This window comes from Mycolicibacter senuensis (genome assembly GCF_002101885.1).
In the GTDB taxonomy this organism is placed as follows: Bacteria; Actinomycetota; Actinomycetes; order Mycobacteriales; family Mycobacteriaceae; genus Mycobacterium; species Mycobacterium senuense.
This window is the reverse complement of the sequence record NZ_LQPS01000007.1, coordinates 1-10,793: the sequence shown is the minus strand read 5'-3', so window position 1 is coordinate 10,793 and position 10,793 is coordinate 1. Positions and strand designations below refer to the sequence as shown.

The window sequence follows — 10,793 nt, the reverse complement described above, 5'->3', positions numbered from 1 at the left end:
CCCTCAGCCCCCGACTGAGCCCTCCCCCGAGCCGCCGCCGTTGCCGACCGCGCTGCTGCGGGCCTGGCCGGTGATCGGCGCCGGGGCGGCCGGTTTCGGCTGCGCGACCATCGCGGCCTTCGCGATCCCGGCCCTGGAGTCGTGGCGGCCGGTGAGCGTGGCCGGCTTGGGGGTCGGTGTCTTGGGCACCACGATCTTTCTGTTGCAGCGCGCCGCGGCGCGGCGTGGCTCGCGCGGCGCCCAAACCGGACTGGAACACGAATAGAAGTTGTGGCCGATTCAAGGAGGAACGAGATGGCAGCTCCGCTGCTGAAGGCTGAGATCGACATCAAGGCGCCGGTCAACGAGGTCTGGAGTTTGATCTCCGACTTCCGGCGGATGCCGGAGTGGAGCCCGCAGTGCCGGTGGATGAAACCGCTGGGCGCGGTGCGGCCGGGCACTCGCACCATCAACGTCAACCGGCGGGGCCGGATGTTCTGGCCCACCAGTTCCGTCATCACCGAGTACGTCCCGGACCGCAAGCTGGCCTTCCGGGTCACCGAGAACCACAGCGTGTGGAGTTACGAACTCGAGCCGACCGCCGATGGCACCCGGGTCACCGAGAGCCGGCACGCCGACGACGGGATCACCGGGTTCTCGACGACGGTGACAAGGCTGTTCATGGGCGGGGTCGAGAGCTTCGAGCAGGAGTTGGTCGACGGCATGAACGCCTCCTTGCAGCGGATCAAGGCGGCCGCCGAAAACCGCTGACGCGTCCCGCAAGTGGGGTAACGTCCATCGTCACCGGCGAAACTGGAGGGAGCCCCGGACATGGTGGAAACCGCGACATCCAGTGTTCGGATGCTGAGCGGCGCCGCAGCGACCGCGGTACTGCTGGCCGCGGGCCTCGTGGCGACACCGGAGATCAGCACGCACGCGCTCGACCGGGTCTCCGCGGAGGTGGCGCTGACGGCCGACACGATCTTCGACGGCCTGACCTTCGATGCTCCAGCGGTGGCCTTCGATGCGCCCGGCCTGGCCGAGGCCGTGGCCTTCGATACCCCCGGAGTGGCCGAGGCGTTCGATATCGCGGGCCTGATCAACGCCGAATTCGCCGCGGCCCAAGGGTTTTTCAATAGCCTGTTCAGTCTGCCGGGCACGCTGTTCAACGACGTCGAAGGCGTGATCACCAGCCTGATCAACCTCGACTTCGGGATGGCCTTCAGCGAGTTGTTCTCCATCCCGCAGGACATCGTCAACTACGTGCTCGGTCTGCCGGGGCTGGTGGTCAACACCCTTTACGAGATGGCAGTGGTGATCCCGGGCGAGTACCTGTTCAACTTCGGCTAGACGGTGTCCGGCTCCCCCGGTTCGGCGGGGCCTTCGGCCGTCTCGGGGGCTTCGGCCGCTTCGGGTGCAACCGCAGGGGTCTCCGCGGCCGCCTCGATCGGTTCGGCGGGGCCGTCGGAAGCGGCCTCGGCCGGTTCGGTCGCCGCTTCAGCGGTTTCGGCCACCGCTTCAGCGGTTTCGGCCACCTCATCGGCCGATTCGGCCGGTGCTTCGGCGGCTTCGGCCGGCGCTTCGTCCGCGTCGGCCGGTGCCTCGGCGGGCGGGGCCGTGGTGGCCTCGGCATCGCCGACGATCTCGAGCACCCCGTCGTCGTAGGGGTCGTGGGCCGGGGAGCCGGTGCCCGCCGGTGCCGGGGTGTCGCTATGGGCGCCGCAGCCGTACCCGCTGTCGACCACCCGGCCGTCCGCGGACATCTCATTACCGCAGACACCGAACCCGGTCCCGAGAACACCGGCCAGTGGCAGATAGAAGCCGCAGTCTCGGCAGACCCGCTTGGTGGACCGCGCCATCGCCGAATCCGGACCGTAATCGCCGTCGTGCCAGCGCTGCGCCGCATCGGCGCGACCCAGCGGGCTCATCAGCCAACGCCGGCCCAGGCCGAGCTCGCCGGCCACCTCGTCGAGTTGCGGATCGCCACTGGAGGTATAGCCCGGCACCAGTCGCGGATCGTCGGCGGGCGGCGCCAGCAGATCTCCCGGACCCAGGTCGCCGGGCCGGACCCGCTGATCCCAGGGCACCCATTCCGGCGACAACAACGCGCCGGGTCCGGGGACCAGCACCACCTCGCTGACCGTGGAGTGCGCTGCCCCCGGCACGGCGGCCACCACGACGGCCCACTGCCAGCCCTGATAGCCGGGCAGCACGGCGCCGAACCGGTGGGTGGCGGCGGTCGCGTCCTCGTAGTCGACGCCCAAGTGCTCACCGACGGTGTCCGCGCCGCTGAACTCGACGACGGCCGCGCGGGCCTCATCGATGGCCGCGGCCAGCACCGCGGGCACCGCGATGGCCGCGGAGGCTGATTCTGTGCCGGGAGACGTCACGGGGGTCCTTCCGTTCAATTACGCCCCTCATACTGCCGCAGCGCGGCCAGCTCAGCCACATGCAGGCACGATCGCGGCCTGCGCGGCCTGGCGCTGATGATAGGGAAGAATCGACGTGTGTCTGCACGGCGACGTGATCTCCCCGACCCGGGCCGGCGTCGCCGTCCGATTTCGGCCACCGGCCGTGGGCGCCGCGGCGGCTCAGCCGGCGAGCACCCCGGCATGGCCAATTACCCCAGCGACAGCGACGGTGGCCAGCGGCAACGCAAGCCGATGCCCAGCGCCAACCGCTACCTGCCGCCGCTGCACGAAACCACCGAGGCGCCGCGCCGGCAGCGCCCATCCGACGACCCCGGCACCGCCGACCGCGTCACGGTGACCCGGGCCGCCGCGGCCCGCAGCCGCGAAATGGGGTCTCGGATGTACGGACTGGTGCAGCGCGCCGCCACCGCCGACGGCGCCGACAAGTCCGGGTTGACCGCGCTGACCTGGCCGGTGGTGGCCAACTTCGCGGTGGACGCGGCGATGGCCGTGGCGCTGGCCAACACCTTGTTCTTCGCCGCAGCCGCCGGGGAGAGCAAAGGCAAGGTGGCGCTGTACCTGCTGGTGACGATCGCGCCGTTCGCGGTGGTCGCCCCGCTGATCGGTCCCGCGCTGGACCGCCTCCAGCACGGCAGGCGCGCGGCGCTCGCCATGTCCTTCGTCATGCGCACCGCACTGGCCCTGGTGCTGATCGGTAACTACGACGGTGTCGCCGGCACCTTCGGATCCTGGGTGCTCTACCCGTGTGCGCTGGCCATGATGGTGCTGTCGAAATCGTTCACGGTGCTGCGCAGCGCGGTGACACCCCGGGTGATGCCACCATCGATCGACCTGGTGCGCGTCAATTCCCGGCTGACGATGTTCGGACTGCTCGGCGGAACGATCGTCGGCGGCGGCATCGCCGCGGGCGCCGAGTACGTCCTCACCCGGCTGCTGCAGCTACCCGGGGCGCTGTTGGTGCTCGTCGCGGTGTCGGTGGCCGGAGCGGCGCTGTCCATGCGGATCCCGCGGTGGGTGGAGGTGACCACCGGCGAGGTCCCGACCACCCTGAGCTACCGTCTCGCCGAACGGCCCCGCAGCTGGCCCGAACAGGTGCGGCGGGCCGGTGGGGCACTGAGCCAGCCGTTGCGCCAACCGCTGGGGCGCAACATCATCGCCGCCCTGTGGGGCAACTGCACCATCAAGGCCATGGTCGGTTTCCTGTTCTTGTACCCGGCCTTCGTGGCCAAACAGCACGACGCCGACGGGTGGGTGCAGCTGGGGATTCTCGGGCTGATCGGCGCCGCCGCGGGAGTCGGTAACTTCGCCGGCAACTTCGCCAGCGCCCGGCTGCAGCTGGGGCGCCCCGCGGTTCTGGTGGTGCGCTGCACCATTGCGGTGACCGCGGTCGCGCTGGCCGCGGCGGTGGCCGGAACCCTGGTGATGGCGGCCGTCGCCGCCCTGGTCACCTCCGGTGCCAGCGCGGTGGCCAAGGCATCGCTGGACGCCGCGCTACAGGACGACCTGCCCGAGGAGTCGCGGGCCTCGGCGTTCGGCCGCACCGAGTCGACCTTGCAGCTGTGCTGGGTGCTCGGCGGTGCGCTGGGGGTGCTGGTATACACCGACCTGTGGGTGGGATTCACCGCGATCACCGCACTGCTGATCCCGGGTCTGGCCCAGACCATCCTTTCCTTCCACGGCGATTCGTTGATCCCCGGGCTGGGGGGCAACCGCCCGGTGCTGATCGAACAGGACGGTGCCCGCCGCGATCAGACAGGGGTGATGAGCAGGTGAAACGCGCGACGACCGTGCTGCTGACGGTGCTGGTGGTGGCGACGGCGGCCCTGGCCGGGTTCGCCACCTGGTGGTTCACCCGCGGTGGGGAGCCGACGCCGCCGCAGGTCAGCGCCTACTCCAACGGGCGCCTCACGCACGCCGGGCCCTACATGTTCTGCGATGTGCTCGACCTCGACGAGTGCGTGCTGACCGAGGCACAGGGCAAGCTGGCGGTCAACGAGCGCAATCCGGTACAACTGTCGGTCGACACCGCCATCGGGCGGGCACCCTGGCGGCTGCTGCGGCTCTACGACGATCCGGCCGACGCCACCGGAAAGATGTATCAACCGGGCAGCACCCTGGCGGTCACCATCCCGACCGTCGACCCGCATCGCGGACCGCTACGCGGTCTGGTGGTGCAGCTGCTGACCCTGGTCGTCGATCGCGACACCGACGAGAAGTTCGCGGTCCCGCACGCCGAATGGGCGATCGGGCTGCAGTGGCGGGACCAGCCGCAGGGTTGACGGCGGCGGCCCGCTGCGCTCGGCTAAGCGCCGTGCCCGGCGGTCACCCGCTCGGACCCCGTTACCGGGCCGGGCGCGGTGCCGTCCCCGAATGGTCTGCCGCCCAGGGCTTCTCGGCCGTGGGGCTGCAGCCAGTTGGACAGCTCCGGACCGTCGGGCACGATCCGGGACGGATTGATGTCGGCGTGCACGATGTAGTAGTGCTGTTTGATCTGGACGAAGTCGACGGTGTCACCGAACCCGGGCGTTTGGAACAGGTCCCGGGCATAGGCCCACAGCACCGGCAGCTCGGACAGTTTCTGGCGGTTGCACTTGAAATGTCCGTGATAGACCGCGTCGAAACGCACCAGGGTGGTGAACAGTCGCACATCGGCCTCGGTGATGGTGTCGCCCACCAGGTAGCGCTGGTCTGCCAGCCGGTCGCCGACCCAGTCCAGTGCGGTGAACAGCCGGTCGTAGGCGGCACTGTAGGCGTCCTGGCTGCCGGCGAAGCCGCACCGGTAGACGCCGTTGTTGATCTCGGTGTAGATCCGTTTGGACACCTCGTCGATCTCGGCGCGCAGCGGTTCGGGATACAGCTGCGGGGCGCCGTCGCGGTGGTGGGCCGCCCACTCGGTGGAGAAATCCAGGGTGATCCGAGCGAAGTCGTTGGTGACCACCGCCCCGGTGGGCACCTCGACCATCGCCGGCACCGTGATGCCCTTGGGGTAGTCCGGAAACCGCGCGAAATACGCATCGGCCAGCCGCGGGATCTTCAAGACCGGGTCGACACCGCCGGGGTCGAGGTCGAAAGTCCAGCTGCGCTGATCGTGAGTCGGCCCGCAAAACCCTATGGAGATGACGTTTTCCAGTCCGAGCAGCCGCCGCACGATGATGGTGCGATTGGCCCACGGACATGCCCGCGCCACGATCAGCCGGTAGCGGCCCGGCTCGACGGGGTACCCGTCTCGGCCGTCGGCGGTGATCCGGGTGGTGATGTAGTCGGTGTCGCGGTTGAATTCGCCCTCGGCGACGTAGTCGGCCATGCCGTTCATGGTGGCACTTGTCGGCCGGCAGGCACAGCTGAACTCAGGTCCGAGGCGCAGCGGAGCCGACCGCGAAGCGCCGAGCCAGATCGGGTTCGTCGGAGGCGCCCGGCTCCCAGTGCGCGATCCACGGCCCGGTGCCCTCGGACGGGTCGAGGATGCCGTCTTCCAGCCAGGTATAGCGGTCTTCGAGCACCGCGCGGGTCAACTGGACGTCGGTGCGGTCGGTGTTGGTCCACAACGCGGCGAACAGCGCCTCGATCCGCAGCCGCGACTGCTGACAGAACGCGTCGGCCAGCTGGTATGCCTGCTGCCCTTGCTGCGGGTCGGCCGCGCGCTGCGACTCCGCACGCACGCAGACCGCGGCCATGGCGAACAGCTCCGCCCCGATGTCGACGACGCGGCCCAGAAATCCCTGCTTCTTCTCCATGCCGGCCTGCCAGCGCGCCATCCCGTAGAAGGTGTTGCGCGCCAGCTTTCGTGAGTGCCGCTCGACGAAGCGCAGATGCGGGGCCAACCGGCCGAACTCGCGGAACCCGGTGGGGCGCTGCCCTGCACCGAAGGCCAGTTGCGGCAACCACTTTGAATAGAATCCACTGGCCCCGGCGGCCGATTTGGCCTTCTGCCGCAGGCCTGCCTTGGGATTGGCGAGCTCACCTGCGGCACTCAGGTGGGGATCGACGGCCTCCCGCGCGATCAGCAGCCGCATGACCTCGCTGGAGCCTTCGAAGATGCGGTTGATCCGCAAGTCCCGCACCAGTTGTTCCACCGGCACCGCGCGCTCCCCGCGAGCGGCCAGCGACTCGGCGGTCTCGTAGCCGCGGCCGCCGCGGATCTGCAGCAAGTCGTCGGCAATGACGCAGGCCATCTCGCTGGACCACAATTTGGCCAGCGCCGCCTCGATGCGGATGTCGTTGCGGTCTTCGTCGGCCATCTGGGCGGAAAGCTCCAGCACCGCCTCCAGCGCGTAGCCGGTGGCGGCCATGAAGGCGATCTTCTTGGCCACCGCCTCATGCTCGCCAACCGGTTTGCCCCATTGGACGCGCTCGCGCGACCACTCCCGAGCGATCTTCAGCGCCCACTTCGCCGACCCGGTCGCCATCGCGGGGATGGCCAGCCGACCGGCGTTGAGCGTGGTCAGCGCGATCTTCAAGCCGTCGCCCTCGCGCCCGATGAGGTTCTCGGCGGGCACCCGCACCCGGTGCAGCCGGGTCACGCCGTTCTCGATACCGCGAAGCCCCATGAATTTGTTGCGGCGCTCGACGGTGATGCCCGGTGAATCGGCCTCCACCACGAAGGCGCTGACGCCTCCGCGGTGGCCGTCGCCCTTGGGCACCCGAGCCATCACCACCAGCAGTTCGGCGACCACTCCGTTGGTGGTCCACAACTTCACGCCGTCCAGCTCGTAGGCCGCGCCCTCGTCGACCGGAGTGGCCGTCGAGGCCAACCGCGCCGGATCCGAACCCACATCGGGTTCGGTCAGCAGAAACGCCGAGATCGCCCCGGCGGCGCAGCGCGGCAGGAACTTCTGCTGCTGTGCCTCGCTGCCGGCCAGTTTGAGCGGTTCGGGCACCCCGATCGACTGGTGCGCGCTCAGCAGCGCCCCCAGGCTGGGATGCACGCTCGACACCATCACCAGTGCCCGGTTGTAGGCGACCTGCGACATGCTCAGGCCGCCGTGGTCGGCGGAGATCTTCAGCCCGAAACAGCCGAGTTCGGCCAGCCCTTTGACGTACTCGTCGGGGATCTGCCCGTCCCGCTCGATGACCGTGCCGTCGACGGTTTCGAGGAACTCCCGCAGTCGGCCGAGAAACTCCTCGGTGCGCGCGGCATCGGCATCCGACGGCCGGGGAAACGGATGAACCAGCTCGAGCGGGAAACGGCCCAGGAACAATCCCTTTGCGAAAGACGGTTTGTCCCAACCGCTTTCGCGGGACTCCTCGGCGACCGCCCTGGCTTGCTCCTCGGTGACCTGTACCTGGTGTGCCATCGGAAACCTCCCGGTTGAGAGCGCTCGTCGAGCGACTATCAATCCAGGGTTCCCCGATCGGGTCGCCCGGTAACCCTGCCGGGCGCGGGCGCCTTTAGGCGTCGAGCTCGCGGGCCACGGCCTTGACGACCTCGGAGATCTGCCGGGCGGTCTTGCGGTCGGGGTATTTACCCTTGCGCAGTTCGGGCTGCACCGTGCCTTCCAGCAGGGTGATCATGTCCTCGACCATGCCGTGCAGCTCGTCTGGGCTGTGCTTGTGCTCGGCCGGCGCGGCCTCCCGGCGGTTGCGGGTCAGGCTCGGCGGCGGATCGATCAGGGTGACGGTCAGCGCCTGCGGTCCGCGACGGCCGGCGGCAACGCCGAACTCCACCCGTTGGCCCGCCTTGAGACCCTCCACGCCGTCCGGCAGGGCCGAGGCGCGGACGTAGACGTCCTCACCTTCCTCCTGGGACAAGAAGCCGAAGCCCTTCGCGGCGTCGTACCACTTCACCTTGCCGGTAGGCACTGGTCTCACCTGCTGTCTTACTGATCACGTACTGGGGGGACATAAATGAAGCGTCCCGCCTTCGCAGGACGCGTCACCCGGTGATCCTACTCGGATGGCGGCCCGCGGAGCACCCCGGTTTCCTCGGTAAGCTGGGGGAGCCGCTGGAGAGGACGTGCGTCGGACTTTGAACGCGATTGGGACGCTCTCCGGCCGGCCGACCGAATCGGATACGCATATGACATTGAGGCAACGGGGTCCGCAGACCCCACCACCGCAGGTGGGCGCTGTCGGTGCGGAGGACAAGAAGGCCGCACGGCAGGCGTTCCACGACGCCGTGGAGCGGGCCATCGCCGAGCAGATGCCTACTTCTGGGCCGTTGGTTGACACGTTCGGGCGGGTGCACACCGATCTGCGGATATCCCTGACCGACCGGTGCAACCTGCGCTGCACCTACTGCATGCCGGCCGAAGGCCTGGACTGGATTCCCAGCCAGCACCTGCTGCAGGACGACGAGCTGATCCGGCTGATGCGTATCGGCGTCACCCGGCTGGGGATCACCGACATCCGGTTCACCGGTGGCGAGCCGCTGCTGGCCCGCCACCTCGAAGGTGTGGTCGCCGCCGCGGCCGGACTGCAACCGCGCCCCGAGATCGCGCTCACCACCAATGGTCTGGGGCTGGCACGTCGGGCCGGCGCTCTGGTGGCCGCCGGGCTGGACCGGATCAACGTGTCACTCGACACCGTCGACCGTGCCCACTTCGCCGAGATCACCCGGCGCGACCGACTGCCCGACGTTCTCGACGGCCTCGAGGCCGCCGCGCAGGCCGGCATGGCGCCGATCAAGGTCAACGCGGTACTCGACCCCAAGATCACCGGTGAGGACATCGTCAACCTGCTGCGCTTCTGCCTGCAGCACGGCTACCAACTGCGGGTCATCGAGATGATGCCGCTGGACGCCGACCACAACTGGAGCCGCGACGCCGGCCTCGGTGTCGAGCAGCTGCTGGAGTTGGTGCAGGCACAGTTCACGTTGCGCCCCGATCCGAAACCCCGCGGTTCGGCGCCGGCCGAGGTGTGGCTGGTGGACGAGGGCCCGGACAATCCGGCCGGCACCTTCGGCATCATCGCCTCGGTGTCGCGGCCGTTCTGCGGCGACTGCGACCGGACCCGGCTCACCGCCGACGGCCAGATCCGCAACTGCCTGTTCGCCGCCGAGGAGTCCGATCTGCGGGCGCTGCTTCGGGACGGCTCAGACGACGACGCCATCGAGCAGGCGTGGCGTGCCGCGATGTGGTCGAAGAAGGCCGGCCACGGCATCAACGATCCGGACTTCATCCAGCCGGACCGGCCGATGAGTGCAATAGGAGGCTGACTCATGACACAACAGGTGAGCGACACCACCGCCGTCGCCGTGACGGTCCGCTATTTCGCCGCGGCGCGCGCGGCCGCGGGGGCCGACTCGGAGACCGTCAGTGTCCCCGCCGGGGCCGGCGTGGCCGAGCTCGCCGAGGCCCTCGGCGGGCGCAACGAGCGGCTGGCGACGGTGCTGGGCCGCTGCTCCTACCTGCGCGACGGGATCGCGGTGCGCGACCACACGGCGGCGCTGCGGTCAGGAGAGACGATCGACGTCCTGCCCCCGTTCGCGGGCGGTTGAGCGCTGCTCGTTCGCCGGATCGAAACATGATCTACGTCACATAACGAATTGATAACAGCGCGACAACGGCTTGATAGAGGCCGCTCTGACCTGCGCGAACGCTGCGGCTTCCTGGTGTTTTGAGAAGAACCGGCAGAGAAAACACCCGGTGGCGTTAAACGTGACGATGCCGGTAAGACCCGTTACGGTACATCTCCGGGTGTATCGAAAATCTTCCGGTCGATCCGCCTTTCCCCTCTCGTAGCGCCGAGCTCCATCCAGCGGGCGGGGAAAACCCCGAATACCTGATGGATGGAGGCGGGGGACCCACAGGGTCCGCCACGAGCGAACCTGGGGCCACCCGGCCCTTGGGGTGAAGCCACATGACGACGTACCGCGGTACGTCGCGGCCGGGCGGTCTCGATAGCCCGAACCCGACGCTGACCTCGCAGGCGTAGACAGAGAGGAATTCACCACCGTATGAGTGGACGGCATCGCAAGCCCACCCAGTCGAACGTCAACATCGCCAAGATCGCCTTCACCGGCGCCGTGATCGGTGGCGGCAGCCTGGCCCTCGCCGGGCACGCGGCCGCAGCCACCGATGACGAATGGGACCGCGTCGCCCGATGCGAGTCCGGCAACAACTGGGCCATCAACACCGGCAACGGTTACCACGGCGGCCTGCAGTTCGCACCGAGCACCTGGAGCAGCAACGGCGGCGGCAAGTACGCCCCGGTGGCACACCAGGCCAGCCGCGAACAGCAGATCGCCATCGCCGAGAACGTGCTGGCGAGACAGGGACGCGGCGCCTGGCCGGTCTGCGGCCGCGGCCTGTCCGGCCCGTCACCGCGCGACGTCCCGGAAGCCCCTGCCGACAACCCGGACGCCAACGGCGAGACCGTGGCCATGGACAACCCGATGGCTCCGCCGCCCGCCCCCGAGCCGGCCCCGTGGCGATGGGCATGGAG

General features: G+C 69.1%; 12 protein-coding genes and 1 riboswitch. Of the genes, 8 read left to right on the top strand and 4 right to left on the bottom strand.

Going from position 1 to position 10,793, the window contains the following annotated elements:
* The 3 genes from AWC24_RS00625 to AWC24_RS00615 form a co-directional block, all read left to right on the top strand.
* Positions 1–265: DUF2530 domain-containing protein (locus AWC24_RS00625; RefSeq protein WP_420094214.1), on the top strand; the 265-nt coding region annotated here is incomplete at its 5' end.
* Positions 266–294: 29 nt separating this feature from the next.
* Entirely contained in the window at positions 295–750 is a 456-nt protein-coding gene (locus AWC24_RS00620; protein ID WP_085081583.1) for an SRPBCC family protein, read from the top strand.
* A gap of 60 nt (positions 751–810) precedes the next feature.
* Positions 811–1,329: a hypothetical protein gene (locus AWC24_RS00615; RefSeq protein ID WP_085081582.1), complete on the top strand. Its 519-nt coding sequence runs from the start codon at positions 811–813 to the stop codon at positions 1,327–1,329.
* On the opposite strand, the gene AWC24_RS00610 is transcribed toward AWC24_RS00615, so the two are convergent.
* On the bottom strand, positions 1,326–2,369 hold the full coding sequence (locus AWC24_RS00610; RefSeq protein WP_407663433.1) for a DUF3027 domain-containing protein: 1,044 nt from the start codon (positions 2,367–2,369) through the stop codon (positions 1,326–1,328). The genes AWC24_RS00615 and AWC24_RS00610 overlap by 4 nt on opposite strands.
* A gap of 222 nt (positions 2,370–2,591) precedes the next feature.
* Between AWC24_RS00610 and AWC24_RS00605 the strand changes: the two genes are divergently transcribed.
* Together AWC24_RS00605 and AWC24_RS00600 are read left to right on the top strand one after the other, a co-directional pair.
* Positions 2,592–4,184, top strand: a complete 1,593-nt coding sequence (locus AWC24_RS00605) for an MFS transporter (protein WP_163705396.1) — start codon at positions 2,592–2,594, stop codon at positions 4,182–4,184.
* Positions 4,181–4,690, top strand: a complete 510-nt coding sequence (locus tag AWC24_RS00600; RefSeq protein WP_085081579.1) for a DUF2771 domain-containing protein — start codon at positions 4,181–4,183, stop codon at positions 4,688–4,690. The genes AWC24_RS00605 and AWC24_RS00600 overlap by 4 nt, the downstream gene beginning before the upstream one ends.
* Before the next feature lie 23 nt (positions 4,691–4,713).
* Here AWC24_RS00600 and AWC24_RS00595 read toward each other — a convergent pair whose 3' ends face one another.
* The 3 genes from AWC24_RS00595 to AWC24_RS00585 all read right to left on the bottom strand — a co-directional run bounded on the left by AWC24_RS00595 (position 4,714) and on the right by AWC24_RS00585 (position 8,210).
* Positions 4,714–5,715, bottom strand: coding sequence for a glutathione S-transferase family protein (locus AWC24_RS00595; protein WP_085081586.1), 1,002 nt, complete (start codon positions 5,713–5,715; stop codon positions 4,714–4,716).
* A gap of 43 nt (positions 5,716–5,758) precedes the next feature.
* A complete protein-coding gene (locus tag AWC24_RS00590) occupies positions 5,759–7,705 on the bottom strand; it encodes an acyl-CoA dehydrogenase family protein (RefSeq protein ID WP_085081578.1) in 1,947 nt (648 codons plus the stop codon).
* A 94-nt stretch (positions 7,706–7,799) separates the two neighbouring features.
* Entirely contained in the window at positions 7,800–8,210 is a 411-nt protein-coding gene (locus tag AWC24_RS00585) for a cold-shock protein (protein WP_013827740.1), read from the bottom strand.
* A gap of 217 nt (positions 8,211–8,427) precedes the next feature.
* Between AWC24_RS00585 and moaA the strand changes: the two genes are divergently transcribed.
* The 3 genes from moaA to AWC24_RS00570 form a co-directional block, all read left to right on the top strand.
* On the top strand, positions 8,428–9,564 hold the full coding sequence (gene moaA / locus AWC24_RS00580) for a GTP 3',8-cyclase MoaA (RefSeq protein ID WP_109560265.1): 1,137 nt from the start codon (positions 8,428–8,430) through the stop codon (positions 9,562–9,564).
* A 3-nt stretch (positions 9,565–9,567) separates the two neighbouring features.
* Entirely contained in the window at positions 9,568–9,846 is a 279-nt protein-coding gene (locus AWC24_RS00575) for a MoaD/ThiS family protein (protein WP_085081577.1), read from the top strand.
* 264 nt (positions 9,847–10,110) lie between these two features.
* Positions 10,111–10,296: riboswitch (cyclic di-AMP (ydaO/yuaA leader) on the top strand.
* A 9-nt stretch (positions 10,297–10,305) separates the two neighbouring features.
* Positions 10,306–10,793: transglycosylase family protein (locus AWC24_RS00570; protein ID WP_165757692.1), on the top strand; the 488-nt coding region annotated here is incomplete at its 3' end.

Bases quoted from the DNA above. Each gene is read 5' to 3' on its own strand.
- AWC24_RS00620 (WP_085081583.1), top strand. From the start codon at position 295: ATGGCAGCTCCGCTGCTGAAGGCTGAGATCGACATCAAGGCGCCGGTC.
- AWC24_RS00615 (WP_085081582.1), top strand. From the start codon at position 811: ATGGTGGAAACCGCGACATCCAGTGTTCGGATGCTGAGCGGCGCCGCA.
- AWC24_RS00575 (WP_085081577.1), top strand. From the start codon at position 9,568: ATGACACAACAGGTGAGCGACACCACCGCCGTCGCCGTGACGGTCCGC.
- AWC24_RS00590 (WP_085081578.1), bottom strand. From the start codon at position 7,705: ATGGCACACCAGGTACAGGTCACCGAGGAGCAAGCCAGGGCGGTCGCC.
- moaA (WP_109560265.1), top strand. From the start codon at position 8,428: ATGACATTGAGGCAACGGGGTCCGCAGACCCCACCACCGCAGGTGGGC.
- AWC24_RS00605 (WP_163705396.1), top strand. From the start codon at position 2,592: ATGGCCAATTACCCCAGCGACAGCGACGGTGGCCAGCGGCAACGCAAG.
- AWC24_RS00595 (WP_085081586.1), bottom strand. From the start codon at position 5,715: ATGGCCGACTACGTCGCCGAGGGCGAATTCAACCGCGACACCGACTAC.